13 protein-coding genes are annotated in these 20,147 nt (G+C 49.0%); all 13 read right to left on the minus strand.

What is annotated here, in order from left to right:
* A complete protein-coding gene (gene der, locus M988_RS15670) occupies positions 1-1,488 on the minus strand; it encodes a ribosome biogenesis GTPase Der (RefSeq protein ID WP_004847438.1) in 1,488 nt (495 codons plus the stop codon).
* Positions 1,489-1,678: 190 nt separating this feature from the next.
* The gene (gene bamB, locus M988_RS15675) at positions 1,679-2,857 is read right to left on the minus strand and encodes an outer membrane protein assembly factor BamB (protein ID WP_008812505.1); all 1,179 of its coding nucleotides are present in this window, start codon (positions 2,855-2,857) and stop codon (positions 1,679-1,681) included.
* An 11-nt stretch (positions 2,858-2,868) separates the two neighbouring features.
* Entirely contained in the window at positions 2,869-3,489 is a 621-nt protein-coding gene (locus tag M988_RS15680; protein ID WP_008812504.1) for a YfgM family protein, read from the minus strand.
* A 13-nt stretch (positions 3,490-3,502) separates the two neighbouring features.
* Positions 3,503-4,777 (minus strand): histidine--tRNA ligase, encoded by a 1,275-nt coding sequence (hisS, locus tag M988_RS15685; protein WP_004847443.1) that lies wholly within the window; start codon positions 4,775-4,777, stop codon positions 3,503-3,505.
* A gap of 117 nt (positions 4,778-4,894) precedes the next feature.
* The gene (gene ispG, locus M988_RS15690; RefSeq protein WP_064574924.1) at positions 4,895-6,019 is read right to left on the minus strand and encodes a flavodoxin-dependent (E)-4-hydroxy-3-methylbut-2-enyl-diphosphate synthase; all 1,125 of its coding nucleotides are present in this window, start codon (positions 6,017-6,019) and stop codon (positions 4,895-4,897) included.
* A 206-nt stretch (positions 6,020-6,225) separates the two neighbouring features.
* Positions 6,226-7,230, minus strand: coding sequence for a cytoskeleton protein RodZ (rodZ, locus tag M988_RS15695; protein ID WP_064574927.1), 1,005 nt, complete (start codon positions 7,228-7,230; stop codon positions 6,226-6,228).
* Entirely contained in the window at positions 7,220-7,972 is a 753-nt protein-coding gene (gene pilW, locus M988_RS15700) for a type IV pilus biogenesis/stability protein PilW (RefSeq protein WP_039185860.1), read from the minus strand. The genes rodZ and pilW overlap by 11 nt, the downstream gene beginning before the upstream one ends.
* An 87-nt stretch (positions 7,973-8,059) precedes the next feature.
* The gene (gene rlmN, locus M988_RS15705; protein WP_095661749.1) at positions 8,060-9,196 is read right to left on the minus strand and encodes a dual-specificity RNA methyltransferase RlmN; all 1,137 of its coding nucleotides are present in this window, start codon (positions 9,194-9,196) and stop codon (positions 8,060-8,062) included.
* Between the two features lie 410 nt (positions 9,197-9,606).
* Positions 9,607-10,038 carry a nucleoside-diphosphate kinase gene (ndk, locus tag M988_RS15710; RefSeq protein ID WP_004847454.1) on the minus strand — a complete coding sequence of 144 codons (432 nt, stop codon included), beginning with the start codon at positions 10,036-10,038 and terminating at the stop codon, positions 9,607-9,609.
* Between the two features lie 298 nt (positions 10,039-10,336).
* Positions 10,337-12,661 carry a peptidoglycan glycosyltransferase PbpC gene (pbpC, locus tag M988_RS15715; protein WP_039185857.1) on the minus strand — a complete coding sequence of 775 codons (2,325 nt, stop codon included), beginning with the start codon at positions 12,659-12,661 and terminating at the stop codon, positions 10,337-10,339.
* Between the two features lie 10 nt (positions 12,662-12,671).
* The gene (locus M988_RS15720; protein ID WP_064574929.1) at positions 12,672-17,660 is read right to left on the minus strand and encodes an alpha-2-macroglobulin family protein; all 4,989 of its coding nucleotides are present in this window, start codon (positions 17,658-17,660) and stop codon (positions 12,672-12,674) included.
* Positions 17,661-17,798: 138 nt separating this feature from the next.
* A complete protein-coding gene (gene sseB / locus M988_RS15725; RefSeq protein WP_064574930.1) occupies positions 17,799-18,635 on the minus strand; it encodes an enhanced serine sensitivity protein SseB in 837 nt (278 codons plus the stop codon).
* Between the two features lie 88 nt (positions 18,636-18,723).
* Positions 18,724-20,022 (minus strand): aminopeptidase PepB, encoded by a 1,299-nt coding sequence (gene pepB, locus M988_RS15730; RefSeq protein ID WP_039185853.1) that lies wholly within the window; start codon positions 20,020-20,022, stop codon positions 18,724-18,726.
* Positions 20,023-20,147 lie beyond the last annotated feature (125 nt).

The raw sequence follows: 20,147 nt of genomic DNA on the forward strand, positions 1-20,147 counted from the left end.
CTATTTGCTCTTTTTGATATGAGCCAGCAGACGCTTACGTTTACGTAGCTGAGTTGGATTCAGCATATTGCGTTTACCCGCATACGGGTTGTCGCCTTCTTTAAACTGAATGCGGATTGGCGTACCCATCACTTTCAGCGAGCGACGGAAGTAGTTCATCAGATAACGCTTGTAAGAATCAGCCAGATCTTTTACCTGATTACCGTGGATAACCACGATTGGCGGGTTATAGCCACCGGCATGCGCATATTTCAGTTTTACACGACGACCACGTACCAACGGCGGTTGATGATCTTCCTGCGCCATATTCATGATACGAGTAAGTAAGGATGTACTCACGCGGCGAGTCGCACAATCATAGGCTTCTTGAATAGACTCAAACAGATTACCTACGCCGCTACCGTGCAGAGCGGAAATAAAGTGGATGCGGGCAAAATCAACAAAGCCCAAACGCAGATCCAGCATCTCTTTGACCTGAGTTTTGACATCTTCAGACAGTCCATCCCACTTATTCACCACAATCACCAGTGAGCGCCCACTATTCAGGATAAAGCCCAACAGCGACAGATCTTGGTCAGAAATACCTTCACGTGCATCAATCACCAACAATGCAACGTTGGAATCTTCAATCGCCTGCAGCGTTTTGATAACGGAGAATTTCTCAACGGTATCAGTCACTTTCCCACGCTTACGAACCCCAGCGGTATCAATCAGCACGTATTCGCGCTCATCGCGAACCATTGGGATGTAAATGCTGTCACGCGTCGTGCCCGGCATGTCGTAGACCACGACACGGTCTTCACCCAAAATACGGTTTGTAAGTGTGGACTTACCTACGTTAGGACGACCAACGATAGCGATTTTAATCGGCAGATCCTGAGGATTAAAGTCGTCCTCTTCCTCTTCAGCCAACTCTTCCGCTTCATCAGCTTCCTGCTCTGCCCAATAAGCGGCATTCGCCTCTTCTTCGGTCAGCTCACGCTCAGGTTCTGGCACACCCACAAACGGAATCAGTGCTTCTTCAATCAGTTGAGCAACACCACGGCCATGAGAAGCAGCGATGGGATAAACCTCACCAAAGCCAAGCGAGTAAAAATCACCGATAGCAACATCAGGGTCAATACCATCCGTTTTGTTCGCGACTAAGAAAGTGGCTTTTTCACGGCTACGCAGATGCTGAGCAATGCCCTCATCCGCTGGCATTAAGCCAGCACGAGCATCAACCATAAACAGCACGATATCAGCCTCTTCAATCGCCATCAGCGATTGCTCAGCCATATGCGTTTCAACACCGTTTTCAGTGCCATCAATACCACCGGTATCAATGATAATGAATTCATGACCACTCACTTCAGCACGACCGTATTTACGGTCACGGGTCAACCCAGGGAAATCCGCAACCAGAGCATCACGAGTATGCGTTAAGCGGTTAAATAAAGTGGATTTACCCACATTCGGGCGCCCGACCAGCGCGACGACAGGTATCATTGTTGAAGCCTCTATTACTTAATTTAATTCCAAATACACGGGGAAAGATCGCGCCCGCGCAAGGACTTTTCAGAAGACGAAACGGCTCCTGAGGTGATCAGGAGCCGTTCCCAGACGACCATATTGCCGCCCTAAATAATTGTTTTATAACCGTCTAACTTGGCATTAATACACCAAATCATTGGATATATCAGCGGGTAAATGCGTAAACTTTACCGCCGCGAGCCTGAATAATCAGCTTATCGCTGGCTACCAGCGGCGCGCTAAGAAGACCCGAACTGTCTACTTTCTGTTGAGCAACAAAACGACCGTCATCAGTATTCAACCAATGCAGGTAACCTTCGCTATCACCCACAACCAGATAACCGTTATACAACGCTGGAGCAGTCAGGTTACGATGCAGCAGATCGCTTTGTTTCCACAGAGATACACCACCGTCAGCGCTTAACGCCGCGACTCGATCATCTTGGTCAACAACGTAAATACGGCCTGCATCAACGATGAAATCGTTCACTGAACCCATTTCACGTTTCCATTGAATCTGACCAGAACGCAGATCCAAAGCCGCTAAGTTACCGTTATAACCGAGGGAGTATACAACACCATCAACAACGATAGGGGTTGTATCCACGTCGTTCAGACGGTCAATCTCCGTTGAGCCCATTGGCTGAGCAACACGTTGCTGCCAAATCATTTGGCCCTGCTGCATCATCACCGCACTCACGCGTCCGTTATCACCGCCAACAATTGCTGCACCATAGGCAGTCGCAGGCGCTGATTCGCCGCGCAATGTCAGAGAAGGCATATCAAGGTTAACGGTCCATTTGATTGCACCATCAGCCTCATTTAAAGCCTGCAGCATACCGTTTGCGGTATGAATTAATACCAATCCATCACTCACTACGGGACGAGAAATCGCTTCGCCAGCAACCGTGGTTTTCCACGCTTCAGTACCGTCTTCAGCGTTCAATGCATATACCACTGCACGCTCAGACCCTACATAAACCTTGCCACCCGAAACCGCTAAGCCACCGGACAGCAGAGCTGTTTTATGCGAGAACCAGCCATCTTTCTCTGCCAAATTGACAGACCAGATCACATCGCCTTTTTCCGCATCCATCGCTTTTACCACACCCATACGATCGGCGGCGTAAATGCGGTTATCCTGCCAAGTAGGACGCAGGTGAGAATAATATTCACCAATGCCGTCACCAACCGATGTGCTCCAGACCTGAGTTGGTGTGAATTGGTTTTCAACTTTTGGCAACGGAGACATGGTTACAACGTCAGTTTCACTGCTGAACCAAGAGCATCCGCTCAAAAATGTTACAGACAGTAATCCCACCAAGAGCGTTTTACGCAATTGCATTTATTATCCCCTTAGTTGGATAAATTGTTCAGTTTCATGCGCAGTAAAGCCTGCAAAGACTGGGAAGCATCAGAGGCCAAGCCTTTGCTGTATGCTTCGCGGGCGCCTTTTACATCGCCTTTCTTAACCAGTACATCGCCGCGTACGTCCTGCGCCATAGCAACCCAGCCGGTCGCCTTGACTAAATCCAGAGTTTTCAATGCGTCGTCCAGCTTATTCTCCTGTAGCTGAACACGAGCCAAACGCAAATCAATCAGGGATTTCAAGTTTTCATCTTTAGCTTGACCTTGGGCCCAAGCTAGCTGATGTTCAGCCTTAGCAAAGTCTTTCTGGTCAACTTCATGTTGCGCTAACTGCAACGCTGCTAACACACCATAGTTGTTAGCATTTTTTTCAATAAACTTTTCAGCTAACGCCACACCGTCAGCTTTACCGCCGGTCAGCGCCTCGCTTGCCTGCTGATAAGACTGGGAAGCCCCTGTCATTTCAGCCTGCTGGTGATTCTGCCAGTAACGCCAACCAAGCAGTGCACCAATCCCAATCACAACACCAATCGCTAACGCCTTACCATTTTCAATAAAGAAGCGACGTAAGGCATCAACCTGTTCGTTCTCTGTGCTATAGACTTCCACTGTTCTTTACTCCTTACGCCAACATTGATGCCAGGATCGCAGCAACGTCGTCCTGTGCAATAGTTTGCTGATCGCCGCTTTGCAGATTTTTAACATTAATCTGACCCGCGTTCATCTCATTTTCGCCTAATACCAGAGCGATGCGAGCGCCCCACTTATCAGCACGTGCAAACTGCTTCTTGAAATTGCCACCGCCATAGTTCGTCATCAGTTTGACCTGCGGATAGGCATCACGAATTTTTTCAGCCAAACGCATCGCCGCACTCTGAGTGCCTTCACCAGAAGAAATCAGATAAACGTCAACCGCGCGCTGTGGCTGGAAGTCAGGGTTAACGGCTTGAACCAGAAGAACCAAACGTTCCAAGCCCATAGCAAACCCAACGGCTGGCGTGGCGTGCCCACCGAGTTGAGCAACCAAACCATCATAACGCCCACCGGCACAAACGGTGCCCTGAGCGCCTAAGCTATTCGTCACCCACTCAAATACCGTGCGGTTGTAATAATCCAGTCCGCGCACCAGACGCTCATTTACGGTATACGCAATACCCGCATCGTCGAGTAACTTACACAGGCCAGCAAAGTGCTCACGAGACTCTTCGTCGAGATATTCAGACAGGCGCGGCGCGTCATTCAGCAAGGCTTGTACTTCTGGATTCTTCGAATCTAGAACGCGCAGCGGGTTGCTGTACATACGACGCTTGCAATCTTCGTCCAGTTTATCTTTAAACTGTTCCAGATAAGCGACCAGCGCGTCACGGTAGTTCGCGCGAGCTTCCAGAGAACCGATTGAATTCAGTTCCAGAGAGACATGCTCAGAGATGCCTAGCGCACGCCACCAACGGGCAGTCAGCAGGATAAGCTCGGCGTCTACGTCAGGACCGTTTAGCCCAAAGACTTCGGCTCCTAACTGATGAAACTGACGATAACGGCCTTTTTGCGGACGCTCATGACGGAACATCGGACCGATGTACCATAAGCGTTGTTCTTGATTGTACAGCAGACCATGCTCGATACCGGCACGCACACAGCCCGCAGTCCCTTCAGGACGCAAAGTCAGGCTGTCACCATTACGGTCATCGAAGGTGTACATCTCTTTTTCAACGACGTCGGTCACTTCACCAATCGCACGTTTGAATAACGGGGTCTGCTCTACAATCGGCAAACGGATTTCGCTGTAACCGTAGCTGGTCAGGACTTGTTTGAGCGCAGCTTCAATCGGCTGCCAAAGCGCCGTGTCTTCCGGCAGGTAGTCGTTCATGCCACGAATAGCTTGGATATTCTTCGCCACGTCAATTCTCTATACTATTTAATTCAAAAAAATGAACCCGATTATGGAGGATTAGGGCAATCTCATCAATCGGGACATTGTTTAATCAAAGTAAACGACCATGCAGACCACGGTCGATTACTTCTCGTCAATCTGGCTGACTTCAATGCGTTTATTCACATCCAACATTGAAGCTTTAGCACGGATCTTGGCTTCTAACTGATCGATCATCTTCTCGTTATCGAAGCGATCTTTCTGACGTACGCCGTCTTCATAGAAGCCGCTCTTATTGTGTCCGCCTGTCACGCCAATCGTTGAAACCAAAGCCTCGCCCGGACCGTTCACCACGCAACCGATGATAGATACATCCATTGGCGTAATAATGTCTTCCAGACGCTGTTCGAGCGCGTTAACGGTACCAATAACGTCAAACTCCTGTCGTGAACAGGTTGGACAAGCGATAAAGTTAATCCCACGCGAACGAATGCGAAGAGACTTAAGGATATCGAAACCAACTTTCACTTCTTCGACAGGATCTGCGGCCAACGAAATACGTAACGTGTCACCAATACCTTCAGCCAGCAGCATGCCTAAACCCACCGCAGATTTAACCGATCCGCTACGCGCCCCGCCCGCTTCGGTGATCCCGAGGTGCAGCGGTTGATCGATACGGGAAGCCAATAAGCGATATGACTGTACGGCAAGGAAAACATCCGATGCTTTAACGCTGACTTTAAACTGATCGAAGTTAAGACGATCCAGAATGTCAACGTGGCGCATGGCTGATTCCAGCAAGGCTTCCGGCGTTGGCTCGCCGAATTTTTCCTGAATATCTTTTTCTAACGATCCACCGTTGATCCCGATACGAATCGGAATATTTTTATCACGAGCACAATCAACGACCGAACGAATACGGGACTCATTACCGATGTTGCCTGGGTTAATACGCAGGCAATCAACGCCATACTCAGCAACTTTTAGCGCAATGCGATAGTCGAAATGAATATCAGCGACCAGCGGCACAGAAACCTGCTGCTTAATAAGCTTGAATGCTTCAGCAGCATCCATGGTTGGAACTGATACACGTACAATATCAACGCCGACACGTTCGAGGGCGTGAATTTGTTTTACCGTTGCATCAACGTCCGTTGTTTTGGTATTTGTCATCGACTGCACGGCAATCGGTGCACCATCACCAATAGGCACATTGCCAACATAAATGCGGGTCGATTTTCTCCGCTTAATGGGCGACTCATTATGCATATTAACTCTCCATAAGTGCCGTACTATCAATGGGATAATGATTCTTCATAATCCAATATTTAACCAGCACTCAGGTAAACAAGATACTTATACTGCCAACGCTGCCAAAAATGAATCACCGAGACTAACCGTTGTTTGCAACGCCAGTTTTGGTGATCTCATCTATGCTCGCAGCGTACTGCGCTCACTATGAGTGATTGACTGGATCACTCAGCGTTCAGTGTCAAACGTGCGACCTGACTTGATTTAACAAAGCGACTCAGATCAACAGGTTTGCCTTGATACGTAATTTGCACGGCTGCTGGAGCACCGATTTTCAGCTTATATGGCGCTGTTCCAGCAAGATCCAAAGATGCACCGGATTTTTGCATACCGCTGAAAAGCGTCTTACCCGTTGAGTCTTTTACTTCTAACCAGCAATCCGCATTAAACTTCATTACCAGATTATTGGACACGACTGCAGCAGCATCCACTGTTGCACTCGCAGTAGGTAACGTTGCTGCGTTCGCATTGGTTGTCGTATCAATCGGAGCCTGACTTGGCGATACAACTGCGTTGTTCTGGCTCTGCTGAGTTTCTGCATTGGCCACAGGTGCCGTTGCCGTCGAACTCGCAGGAACGTTTGCCGCTTGACCGTCAGCTGCCGAGGAATCTGGCGGGGTACCGGCAGACTCCTGAGTATCCGTGGCAGCCGCAACATCATCAGACCCATTAGAGGGATCTGATGATTGTAATTGGCCATTTTTCGCCAACTGAGCAGAGGATTCATTCGCCATTGTCGCAATATCTTCTTGCTGGGCTTTATGATTTTGCCACCACCACGAACCGGTGAGACCAATAACCACAAATACCACAAGCCAGGTAAACATCATCAGCCAACCATCGCGCTTTTTACGTTTTTTACCCAGTGAGAAGCTTTGCATTGGCGCAACTTTTGCCGCCTTCAACGGTGCTTGCTTTTCTAACAGCGGCGTTAATTCGTCTTCCGGGATATGAACCAATTTTGCATAGGAACGTATGTACCCACGCAAAAATGTTGAGGCCAAATCAACCGGAGCCTTATCTTCTTCAATATCACGAACGGTTGAAACTTTCAGACACAGACGTTCTGCAACAGCCTGTTGTGACAGTTCTAACTTTTCGCGGCCTTGGCGCAGGCGTTCGCCTGTAGTCAATGGAGCTGTTTGATCTTGGGGGGCTTCAGTATTCATTCGCTAGGAACTGCTGGTACTGTTGAGATTGTGGAAAATTTCGCGCCAGTTGTTTGCCATAACGCTCTAAGTTCGTTTGGCGCCCATCTAACGCAGCGAAGCGGATTTGTAACCATAGACTATTAGCGCTAGCCGGTAGAATATGATTGTAAACATCCAACATTATTCGCGCATCTCCGCGCTTCCCTTGGTCAAATTCCCGGATAGCTTCCGCAATTAACGAAACTCCCTTATCCGGATCGCTCTTCAAAGCGCGGCTAAATAGCTTACGCGCTTCCTCAGTCTGTCCTGCTTTTAGAAAACAATAACCTGCATTTTCGAAGCTATCTGCAACCTGACCGTAATCAGGAAGATTTGCAGCTGAACTAAACTGTTGTTGTGCTGGTACATACTGCCCTAAACTACACAGAAACGCACCGTAATTATTCATCACGGTGCCATTCTGTGGCGCTAAATTCATCGCTTTCTGATAACTTTCCTGTGCGGCCTGATTATCTCCCACACGCTGCTGATAAAGCGCCATGCCAAGCTGAGTACGGTAATCATCCGGCGCAGCATCCCGTGCCTTTTCCAGATTTTGCTGAGCGGCTTTCAAGTCGCCCTGATTCAAGTATTCCAACCCGAGTTGCAACCGGCTCTGTGATACCGTCGCGGTCTGCTGGCTCTCAGGTTTAGAACTTGAGCAGCCTGCCAACAAACCGACCGTCAGCAGTCCTACTACCCATCTCATTTTTAGCTTCATTGCTTTACCCTATTATCCTTTTCCTTTGAATCTCAAAGGGTTTGACCAACAACGTTAGGGAAGTCACTAATATGAACGCACTCTGCGTCAGACCTCTCGAACCGTAATAGGTTCACCCGCCATTTTTTTCTTCATGGTCCGTTTTGTTCGGTCAATAACATCACCGGCCAGCTGTCCACACGCCGCATCAATGTCATCGCCGCGTGTCTTACGTACGATCACAGTAAAGCCATACTCCATCAAAACTTTAGAGAAGCGGTCTACTCGACTATTCGAGCTACGGCCATACGGCGCTCCCGGGAACGGGTTCCATGGGATTAGGTTGATTTTGCATGGCGTATCTTTTAAACATTCAGCTAACTGATGCGCGTGCTCCATCCCATCGTTGATATGATCCAGCATGACGTACTCAACCGTCACTCGCCCCTGATTTGCATTAGATTTCTCTAAATAGCGACGTACCGCACCGAGGAAAGTTTCGATGTTGTATTTACGGTTGATAGGTACGATTTCGTCTCGGATCTCATCTGTCGGCGCATGAAGAGAGATGGCCAACGCGACGTCAATCATATCGCCCAGTTTCTCTAAAGCAGGAACAACGCCTGAGGTCGATAAGGTAACGCGACGTTTGGAGAGACCAAATCCGAAATCATCAAGCATGATGTTCATTGCTGGCACGACGTTGTTCAAATTCAGCAACGGCTCACCCATGCCCATCATGACAACGTTAGTGATGGGGCGCTGTCCCGTGACTTTATGCGCACCGATAATCTTAGCAGCGCGCCATACCTGACCAATAATTTCTGATACTCGCAGGTTACGGTTAAACCCTTGCTGTGCGGTAGAGCAGAATTTACATTCCAGCGCACAACCGACCTGCGAAGATACGCATAAGGTTGCGCGATCGTCTTCCGGAATATAAACCGTTTCAACCCGCTGGTCGCCCACCTGAATTGCCCACTTAATGGTGCCATCAGTTGAGCGCTGCTCTTCAGCAACTTCTGGGGCACGAATTTCAGCAATTTCTTTGAGCTTATTACGCAACACCTTATTGATGTCGGTCATCTCATCAAAATTATCGCAACAGTAGTGATACATCCATTTCATCACCTGATCGGCGCGGAAAGGTTTCTCACCCAACTTAGCGAAGAATTCGCGCATTTGTTGGCGATCGAGATCGAGAAGGTTAATTTTTTCCGACGTATTGGCCGGGGCAGACTGCATAGCATCAGCCTGCGCAGCATTTATAGGTGCGCTAATTTCAGACAAGTTTGACTCGACGACAATAGATTCAGACGTAATATCTGAATGAGATGAATGGGCTTTGATCACTGGATCTTTTGACATACTAAACTCTGGCCTCGTTGTTACACTTTGCGGCACGATAATTAAGGTGACTGACTAGACAAGCGTAACGCCTGTTGCGGGTAGATACAAACTCGGTTCGCATCGTATTCAGTCTTGTTAGGTACAACACATTAAAAACATTGTATTAATAATTACGCTGATAATGTGTTTAAAAAAACGGCCCTGAGGAATAACCACTCAGGGCGCGATATTGTACTCGGTCTATCGGCGGGATGCTATGCCGTTAAGCTTCACGAACAGAATCTCTTACCGATTTGCGCAGTCGATTAACGAGTGCGTGGGCAAACTTCATTGCTTGCAAAGAAATAGGCAATTTCACGCTCGGCTGATTCTAAAGAGTCAGAACCGTGTGCCGCATTTTCGGTCAGGCTATCTGCATAATCAGCGCGCAACGTACCTGCTAATGCATTTTCAGGGTTTGTTGCCCCCATGATTTCACGATTACGGCGAACGGCATCTTTACCTTCCAGCACCTGAACCATAATCGGGCCAGAAGTCATGAAATCAACCAGACCATCGAAGAATGGGCGGCCTTTGTGTTCAGCATAGAAACCTTCAGCCTGTTCACGGGTGAGATGAACCATTTTTGCTGCAACGATTTTCAGCCCTGCTGCTTCAAAACGAGAATAAATAGCGCCAATAACATTTTTAGCCACCGCATTGGGTTTTACGATGGAGAAGGTACGTTCTACTGTCATTTAAACCTCTGTCTAACTTCCAATGAAAGCCGTTAACTCCTTCGCGATTAGCGCGTTAACGCTAAGTACTACGGAGAGACTTATTTTGTGAGTTTACGACCACATCAAGGCAGATGGAATATTTTTAGAGTTCTAACCATTTGAATGAAAGGATTATTCTCTTATTTTCATACCTCGATAGCCAAACTCCGGCTATGAATCGCCGCCGATTATAGATGGGCGACTAATATTTGCCTATTGAAATGAGATGAAAATGTTAAGGAAATATTACTTTTTTGATTTAAAGCACAAAGCGGTATCATTCCACCTGAAAATCTACGCTGGCAATTTGTCCACCGCCATCCATTACTGTGAGCTGATAACGGCCAACTTTAGTGAATCGATAAAATAACGATGCCTCCTGCGAAACTAGTTCTCCATTCAAAAACCACCAACGTTGTCCCTCTCCGCCCTGCGTAGTCAACCGCAAATCAATGTCCGTTTTTCCTGGTGGACGTCGCAGAATTGAGCCATCACTTAATCCAATCAAGACGAGAGGAGCTGATAAGGTTTCTACCGGAGGAGGGCAAACCTTACTCGCTGCCGGAATACGGTTAGCTCGCTTTTCTGCCTCAGGTAACCAAGGCTCAAGCGGCAAGGGCCAGAGTGCTAGCAACTTTTCAACCGCACCATGACATTCTGGAGCAACTCGCTTACCCTCATCATCTAGCCATTCATGCCGCCAAATCCCCTGACTGCTCTCCTGTTCTGGAGCAACTAACGTAGGTGGAGTGGTGCCATCCAGTACCCATGTCGAGCGCCTTTGACGACAATTTCCGTCTTGTTCATTTGATGGTTGTCCACTCGGCCAACAGATCATTGCTCGTGTAACCGTCGATGGGCGCGGATCTGTGGGCCAGCCATTACCCCGTAATGTCGGGTTATTCAGCAATAAATTATTCAGTTGGAATAGCAATGGCACCGCGGTGGCATAACCAAATTGGCCTGCTACTGGCGTACCATCAGGCCGTCCAACCCATACACCAATGGTATAACGCGCATTGACACCTATCGCCCACGCATCTCGATAGCCGAAGCTGGTGCCCGTTTTCCATGCAAGAGGCACTACTGCGCTAAGTGAATCATCGGGCTCTGGCCTGGCTTGTCCTGCTAACGTACGCCGAATAATCCATGCCGCTCCCGGCGACATTAATGGACGGTTATATATTTTCTGCCCAACGACATAGCGCAAGTCAGCACTTTCCCCCTGACGAGCCAAAGCACTGTAGGTGGAAACCAGCTGTTCTAAGCGCGCCCCCGCCCCACCTAAAATTAACGCAAGATTCGGTTCGGCGTGATCGGGAAAACTCAGTTCTAACCCTGCGTTGCGTAGTTGAGCAGCAAAGCGCTTAGGGCCATAGGCCTCCAACAACTGAACGGCTGGCAGATTTAACGATCGAGTTAATGCTTCACTGGCGCTTACCGCGCCGTGGAAACCCGTGTCAAAATTACCGGGTCGATAATCGCCAAATCGCCGCGGAACATCTTGTAATAGCGACTCGTTGTGGATCAATCCATCATCCAAGGCCAATCCATATAAGAATGGCTTTAAGGTTGAGCCAGGAGAACGCCAAGCTCTCACCATATCCACATGTCCAAAGCGGCTATTGTCAGCAAAATCTAGCGATCCCAGATATGCCTTTACCTGCATATCAGTATGATCAACGATCAAAACGCCAACGGAAGTCTTAGCGGGAAGACGAGAGCCCCAACCTTTAGCCAACGTTTCTAATTGTCGCTGTAGCGAGGCATCTATCGTCGTATTGATGACCCCCTGCAGAGGATATGTTTGAATCATCCGTCGAGCTAACAGCGGTGCACTCTGTGGCATCTGACGCGGCGCCAACCAAACAGGTTCCTGCTTAATATCATCAACTTGCTGCTGCTCCCATACTTGATACTCAGCCAAACGATCGAGCACTTTATTCCGCGCGGCCTGTGCGCGAATAGGGTAACGATCGGGACGCAAACGGCTAGGAGCCTGAGGTAATACCGCAAGTAGTGCCGCCTCAGAGCGAGTGAGTTCATCAGGTGGTTTGCCCAAATAGGCCCAACTAGCAGCGCCAATTCCCTGCAGCGTGCCACCAAAAGGAGCGCGGTTTAAATAAAGCTCAAGGATTTGAGTTTTAGACAGGTGCCATTCAAGCTGAACCGTCCGCCAAACTTGGCGAACTTTGCCGCCAAACGTTCGGGAATGAGGATCGAGCAAACGCGCGACCTGCATGGATAACGTGCTGCCACCAGAAATAATCCTGCCATGACTAACGTCTTGCCATGCGGCACGGGCTAAAGCAAAAGGATTGATGCCGGGATGTTGGTAAAACCAGCGATCTTCATAAGTTAACAATGCTTGGAGATAATAAGGCGAAACCTGTTCAACATTCACAGGGTATCGCCAAACGCCTTGCCCATCAGCAAATCTCCATAGCGGAGATCCATCAGCTGCAACCACGATGCGAGCAACTTGTACATCTTTGATAGGTAGCGGCCACACTTTATCCGCTACCCAGAGTCCAGCAACAACCAACAGCGCAAGCAGTGCGATTATCCCGCACCACTTGCATAACCGTTTTAGTAATATCATCAACCGATTATCACTGCCCAATGGTGACTGATTCTGGTGTGCTTCCTACCGCGCGCCATTGTGGAATATACATAGACTCTACCTGAGGCGCGGGGAGTAAGTATTTCCCTGGAGTTACGGCTCTTGCAAGATACAGCAGCGTTGTATGCTGTTCTGGCTGAACGTCTATCGCGGCAATATAGCGATCGTCTCTAAACTCTTGGTGTTTAACCGCTGACTGGCGAGAGGCATCTAACAGGGAAACCACTTCGGCGGCAGCTTCATTCATGCTGGCGCTGGAATCATTAAGATTTTGGTTTTCCAGTTCCACCCCCGCCGGTAGCAAATCAACCACCAGCGCGTCTGGTACATGCTCAGATGACCAGATTTCCAAGTGGACTAAGAACAATTGTCCACTTTTCAGTTGGTTTAAATCTACAGGTTTGCCGTCCAAGCCAATGAAGTCACGTTTGATATCCAAATTGTTACTCATCGGCTGAGGCGCTGACGATGGATACCCCACTACGTCAAAACGAGGATAAAGTGCTGACTCGCCTTGGTTATCTATCACTAACCCATTAGCTAGCCAAGACTCATCATAATCTTTCACCTGCATGCTTTCACCGCTGGCTAAATCCATCCCTTTGGCAGATGAAATAACCGTTTTCCATGGCCCCTCAGGTTGACCAATAGCGTCTTTGCTTGCCATAAACACAGAATTCAGTTCCTGCGTAGACAAATATTTGATGGTTGTCAGCCGATCGGACAGTGAAAGTAAGCGCTGCTCCTGTGCTTTTGGCTCCACGTTAAACTCTTCCATCAGCGCGATAATCATCGCTTCATCGCGCACTGGGCTACCATAATCGTCTAACCAGTAATTGTTAGACTGACGCGACATTGCCAAGCCTTGTTTCAAAGCCTCTTCACTGCGCGGCACATCCCCCATGACCTTCAGAGCAATGCCTAATTGAACCAGCGGTAAACCCGATTCAGCCTGAGCTCGGCGCTCATACAACTCACGCAAAGCGCCTAACGGAGCCTGTTTTTGCTTGGCTAATACAAATCCCGCATAGGCTTGTACGGCAAAGCGAGTCGCGTCTGGACGAGCACTGGAACTCACATCAATTCGGTTACGATCCTGCAGGTAACGCAGTAATACGGCATCTGCCTGCTTTAATCCGTCGTCAGACACCGCAAATCCACGTTCACGCGCGCGATGCAAGAAGTCGGTTACATAAGCGGTCAGCCAATATTCCTCTGGGCCATCGCTACTCCATAACGCAAAGCTGCCGTTGTAGCGCTGCATTCCCAGTAATCGATTAATACCCGTTTCAATTTTTTGGCGGCGAACCTCATCGCTTGAAGTTTTAATGCCTAACTGCGCCAACTGCTGCTGGTTGGTATATAACGATGGATAGAGCCCACTGGTTGTTTGCTCCGCACAACCATACGGATAGGCGTACAGCTCACGAATATAGCGGGCTATATTCAGTGGCGGACGGCTTGTCAGTAATAACTTCGCTTCAGGAGCATCTAGCCCAGAAAGCTGTGCTGCATCCACACTCCAGCTTTCTCCCGGCTGAATCACGCTCGCCAAATGGCGTGTTTCAGCGGGATACGCTGGGCGGACACCTATTTTCCAGCTGTGCTGATAGTCACTGATTTGTTCGCCAGGCAGTTGCATCCCAACAATTCGCACCGCAACGCTACCTTCACCAAAACCATTTTGCGCAGTCACTGGGATGGTTAGAGTTTTGCGTTCGCCATTTTCCAAAACGAGCGGCTGACTATTTTCACCGCTGAGGCTAATTAGGCCACTGGTGGTCAACGCAACCCCTAAGGTCTGCGGATGTCCTGATAAATTCGTCACATCAAGCGCGAGTTGGCTGCTATCACCGCCCGCTAAGAAACGTGGGGTTTGCAACTCCGCGATCACCGGCGCGGCTACCGTCATCTTGCGTTCTGCACTACCAAAATTCTGGCCATTCCACGCCTGCGCCATCAAGCGCAATTCACCGTTAAAATCAGGCACCGGCAGTTGAATGACGCCGTTGCCATTTTCATCTAAGGCCACTCTTTGCATCTGCTGAGCAACAATATTGACATCCGTTGGCGGTTTTTTACCACCGCGGGACATATCGCCATCACCACCAAAACGCAGCGTACCTAAACGACCCGATCCTTCAATCAACTGACCATAAATATCATATTGATCTGCACCATAGCGTTTACGGCCTAAGAAGGCGTCATAAGGGTCAGGCGTTTGAAAATCCGTGACATTAAGAATCCCAACGTCTACCGCAGAGAGCAACACCATGACATCTTTCTGTTTCTCTCCTTTGACGCTGGCAACGTTTACCTGAACGGGTACGGTTTGATTAGGCCGAATTTTATCTTGAGCGGTCAACGTCACATCTAATCTACGCGCCTCTTCATTCAGCGGTACATGCAATAAGCCTACTGCGCGCTTCGGCGTCACTTGTCGATCTTTCTCTCCAGGGCGAACCACCAGCGCACTAAGATATAAATCGTGACGGCGCCAAGCCTGATTTAAGGGGACGTCGACCGTGATGCCTTTTTCCGGCACGTCAATTTCCTGCCACCACAGAGGCCCTTCACTGGACTCCATCATCAGATAGCCTTTACCTGCGGTTGGCGCAGTAATCGTGACCTTAGCTTTTTCACCCGGTTGGTAGTTTGGTTTATCCAGTTTGAGCTTAACCTGATCGGGACGCACTGCTCCCGTACCATCGGTATTATCTTGCCAACGGTATCCAGCCCAGAAACGCACGCTGTTTATTAAACCATTATCGGGATCTTTGACCTCAATACGATAAGAGCCCCACTCTACGGGGAAGCTCACTTTTGCACTGCCTTCAGCAGCGATATTCAGCGTTTGCTCTCCCACTGCGAGATCTTTTTGATCGTACTGCGACTGCCAGCCAGATGACTCCGACCACTGCCAGTAGTAATCCCTACGTTCCTGAATGAGCGTGGCTTTTAATCCCTGCTTCGCCAAGCGCTTCCCTTGAGGATCGGTATAGATGACATCAAACGAGGCTTCGCTATTTTCATCTACCATTGGCTGGCTGCGATAGCTATTGGTTTGATAATCGTAGATTTCTTGCTTGCCAAACAAAGGACGAATTGCTGACAACGTTTTAGCCGGCCACACATTCTGTTCACTGCGACGAGTGACAGGACGTCCACCTGACTCTAATAAACTTGCTTGAAAAATAAGACGCACCGGCGATTTAACATCACCCCACTGGCTTTCTGTTTTGATACTCGCTTTACCTTGTGCATCCAGCGTGGTATCGACTTCATCCAAAGTGCGTCTGAGGCTTTCCTCTGGCTCTAAACCAAAACGATAGCCCGGTAAATCGGCAACGGCTTCAGTGAGTGGACGCAAATAAAGCTGGCCTTGTAAGCGATTGGAGTCCGCCGGAGCACCATATAAATAGCGACCAGAGACATCAAACGTTACGCTCTGGTTCATCTCAAGCGGAGCCACACTTTGCGGTTTGACGTCTAATGCCATACGCTCTGGCATGAAGTCTTCAACATTGATGGCGTAATAACGCGGTTGGTTATCACCAAGGTTAAAGCGCAGCGACCATTTGCCGGTTGCCGCACCCTCCGGCAAGACATAACGATACTGATACAGCCCATTTTCTGGCTTCCAGACAAAGCTGGATGCCACGCTGTCATCTGGACGTAAAACATCCACTTTAATCGGCTGTTCCGGCAGTGGCTGTCCATCAGCATCGCGCAGCAACGCGTTAACGATGACCGTTTCGCCTGGTCGATAGAGATCGCGGGGGCCAAAGGCAAATATCTGCTTGGTGAACCCCTTTGGACCGTCAATATCAAACTCGCTAAGATCTAACGCAGGTTGTGTTAAATCGATAATGCTGGTCTGCCCGTTTTGGGTCGCCAACAGTAATTTGGCTTTCGGTGATTTACCCAGTTGTGCATGACCCTGCGCATCCGTTTTACCTTCAGCCAGCACGCGCCCTTTCTCATCTAGCACCTGCAAAGCGACGTCTTTAATCGCTCCACCACCGGCGAGTGCTTGAGTAAATACATCCATGCGTTCATGGTAGCTATGTAACGAAACACCAATATCGCTCAGCGTGAGTAACGTGGCTGGATTGCTATAGGTGTAGCGACCTGCCTGCTGCATAACCGCAAGGTAAACACCGCTGTCTTGTAATGGCTTAATATCTGCAAGTGGCAGTTGAAGTTTTTCTCGCGTGTTACGCTGAGGGTTAAGATCAAAACGTCCGGTATAAACAAGATCGGCCATTTTTAGCAATTCGTCGGCACGCCAAGATTCAACAGACTGACCATATCCCCATTCTGATAGAAACGCAGGTAGCGACGTCGATTTGATGCGATAGAAATTCACATCAACACTGTTCACGTTAAGCGCCATGACCGGTAAACCCGCTGCGACTTTACCTGGCAATAGCGAACCGCGGCTAGCAAACCCAACGCTTGGTTGAATATCCTTGGTGGCTATTTTCTGTTGGGCTTCTTTACCCAAAGTCGCGCCATTGAGAGCGGTCAATTCAGGATCAACTGTTAATAATAATTTGCGCTTTGGCTCTAAATGACGCAAACGCAGTTCACGTAAATTATCTGCCAGCTCCCACGCACCATCAATTTTGCCATTCTCGGTGTCGACCAAATGAACACGATCGGCAAATTTTTGTTTGGGATCTAGGGGAACGGAAAATGTCAGAACCAGCGCCGCAGCGCCATCCAATTGAAGTTCAGAGGCATCAAGTAAAGCGAGAGCCTTGCCCTTTGACTGTTTTGCCAACTGCGCTAAATCGGCATCGCTTAATACTTTCTTTTGCGTAGTCGTCGCTGTTGCCGAATCCGATGGTACCGTGGTTTTCACATCGCTGTTGTCACATGCAGAAAGCACGGTGATAAGTGCGGCCACGAGTGCACTACGACGCAAAATACGTGCGGTACAGTGTTTATCTGGCAGGGATGATCCTTCGCGCATGACATTTTCCATTATTAGTCCGAATGACTCTATTATCTGCGACAAATAATGAAAGTGAAATGCCGAAAATTTAATTCAGAATATACTAGGCCTAAAATGAAAATAGAGAGCCTTGCGGCTCTCTCTCAAATTGTATTATTACGCAGTTCCACTGGCTGGAATGCTATTTCTAAGCCAACTGCCCCAGCGGCGCTGATAAAACGGCTGAGTATGTGTTTTGAGATAGTGACTTACCGCATCGCCTTTCTCATCCGTCACCAGGCAGAGATCAACGGGCTCCTCCTCTGGTGCCGTTTCGCTCGCTAAGCTTCCCGTTTCCTGAATTAACAGTTCGATTTCAGCATCGGAGCCGTCAATTTCTAATCCAATCAAAAGATTTGGCTTTTCATCCGCGGTTTGATCCTGAAATAGGGCCAAATAAGCATTACGTACAATTTTACGCTGGGTAAATAACGTCGTTAGCGCATCAACCATTGCAGACGGGTACTCTTCCGGCTGACCAAGTAAGATTTTGCTTCCACCGTCAATCACCTGCTCCATCGGCTGCGCCATGCCCCCTGTCTGAAGGAGCATTCCCACTTCCTGCGGATAAAAGGCTTTGCCATATTCACATTTTGGATTCAGAAACAGCTGCGCGCCTTTTGTCATCGCAAATAAATCGCGCACCGGCAGTGCCATAAACGGCTGTTCTTCATCCTCAACCGCCTGCTGTAGCATTTTCAGCGAGGAGAAAAAGGGAATCGTTGATAGACCATCCTGCATCTCCCAATGCTGAACATTCAGCTCAGTATTAGGCGCTATGATTAACTCACCTTTATCCTGTACACCGCTTTCAGCCAGAATATAAACCGTGGAATCTAGCAACGTGCGGTAAAACAACGTGCGATAAGCAGGATCTTTCACCGCCTTCTCAAGGCTTTTTTCTAGCTGTTCTTCTGGCGTGTCATGGTGATGATCGTGATGATGAGAACTCATCGGGTACTCCAAAAATGATCGGTATATCAGCCACCTTCCAGCCTCCTCTTTTTCGGAGGAGGCGTAGAATGAGGTCTAAAGCTCGTCATTAAGCCTTTGCTTTTTCCAACAACAGATTCGCCAGCGCTCGTACGCCTAGACCCGTTGCACCCGCCGCCCACTGATCGACCGCGCTCTTGCGATAGGTAGCGGAACAGTCAATATGTAACCACCCTTGGCGATACTCTTTAACGAAATAAGACAAGAAGGCCGCTGCGGTACTTGCTCCAGCGCCATATGCAGCACCAGCAACGTTATTCAGCTCTGCGAAATTAGAGGGTAGTTGGCTACGGTGGAACTCAGCCAGCGGCAAACGCCAGAAGGCTTCGTTTTCCTGCTCTGCGCTTTGCAGTAAATCAGCAGCCAGTGCGTCATCAAAGCTGAACAATGCATGGTAGTCATTACCCAAGGCGGTTTTAGCCGCGCCGGTCAGCGTGGCACAATCGATGATCATCTCAGCATTCTGTTCTGATGCATCAATTAAACCGTCGGCCAAGACCAAACGTCCTTCCGCATCGGTATTCATAATTTCAACGGTTTTACCGTTACGGTAAGTGATAATATCGCCCAGTTTAAAGGCGTTGCCGCTGACCAAGTTATCGGCACAGCAAAGAAACAGTTTTACACGCTGGTTTAAACCGCGTGAAACCGCCAACGCCAGTGCGCCGGTAACCGTAGCCGCGCCGCCCATATCCGACTTCATAGAGTCCATGAATGCACTTTGCTTCATGCTGTAGCCACCTGAGTCAAAGGTAATCCCTTTGCCTACCAAGCAAGCCAGAACCGGTGCATCAGGATTGCCGGTTGGGTTGTAGTCCAATGCAAGCAACACTGGTGAACGTTCAGAGCCGCGACCGACGGTATGCAGCCCCATGTAACCCTGTTCACGTAGATCTTCACCTTTGGTAATGCGATAGCTCACGTTATCGCACGCTACGCTGCACATTAGATCGACTGCGCGCTGTGCCAGTTGCGAAGGGCCAACGTCTTCCGCTGGCGCATTGATCGTGTCTCGTACCCAGTCAACGATCTTCAGGCGGCGATCCAATTCAGCACGATCGGATTCGCTCAGTTCTGGCCACTGCACCTGACGCGATCCTTTTGGACCACGGTAGCCTTGCCAGAATGCCCAGCATTTTTCCAGATCCCAGCCTTCACCGCTCAGATGTACCTGTTTGATCCCTTGGCCATCCAGCTTACGTGCCGCACGCTGGACGGCGACAAGTTCGCCGCTACCGTTCAGATGGATCACCATACCTTCGGCATTAGAGCTCAACAGTGCTTTTTCCCCCCAGCGTGCATCCGCTGGCTGATGGGACAAACTAATCGGCATAAATTCGTTCGACATAAGTCTTCTCCTGATATCCCCGTCTTACGTCAAATACAGATGCGTTGACCGTAACTTGTATGATGCGGGGTATAGTTATTAATCGTTCGTTTTTCAGTGAAATTGTTCAGCGATTATTATTGCTC

Origin of the sequence: Hafnia paralvei ATCC 29927 (assembly GCF_001655005.1) — a bacterium.
Lineage (GTDB): Bacteria > Pseudomonadota > Gammaproteobacteria > Enterobacterales > Enterobacteriaceae > Hafnia > Hafnia paralvei.

Bases quoted from the DNA above. Each gene is read 5' to 3' on its own strand.
- bamB (WP_008812505.1), bottom strand. From the start codon at position 2,857: ATGCAATTGCGTAAAACGCTCTTGGTGGGATTACTGTCTGTAACATTT.
- pepB (WP_039185853.1), bottom strand. From the start codon at position 20,022: ATGTCGAACGAATTTATGCCGATTAGTTTGTCCCATCAGCCAGCGGAT.
- rodZ (WP_064574927.1), bottom strand. From the start codon at position 7,230: ATGAATACTGAAGCCCCCCAAGATCAAACAGCTCCATTGACTACAGGC.
- rlmN (WP_095661749.1), bottom strand. From the start codon at position 9,196: ATGCAGTCTGCCCCGGCCAATACGTCGGAAAAAATTAACCTTCTCGAT.
- ndk (WP_004847454.1), bottom strand. From the start codon at position 10,038: ATGACAGTAGAACGTACCTTCTCCATCGTAAAACCCAATGCGGTGGCT.
- sseB (WP_064574930.1), bottom strand. From the start codon at position 18,635: ATGAGTTCTCATCATCACGATCATCACCATGACACGCCAGAAGAACAG.
- der (WP_004847438.1), bottom strand. From the start codon at position 1,488: ATGATACCTGTCGTCGCGCTGGTCGGGCGCCCGAATGTGGGTAAATCC.
- pbpC (WP_039185857.1), bottom strand. From the start codon at position 12,661: ATGATATTACTAAAACGGTTATGCAAGTGGTGCGGGATAATCGCACTG.
- M988_RS15720 (WP_064574929.1), bottom strand. From the start codon at position 17,660: ATGCGCGAAGGATCATCCCTGCCAGATAAACACTGTACCGCACGTATT.
- pilW (WP_039185860.1), bottom strand. From the start codon at position 7,972: ATGAAGCTAAAAATGAGATGGGTAGTAGGACTGCTGACGGTCGGTTTG.
- ispG (WP_064574924.1), bottom strand. From the start codon at position 6,019: ATGCATAATGAGTCGCCCATTAAGCGGAGAAAATCGACCCGCATTTAT.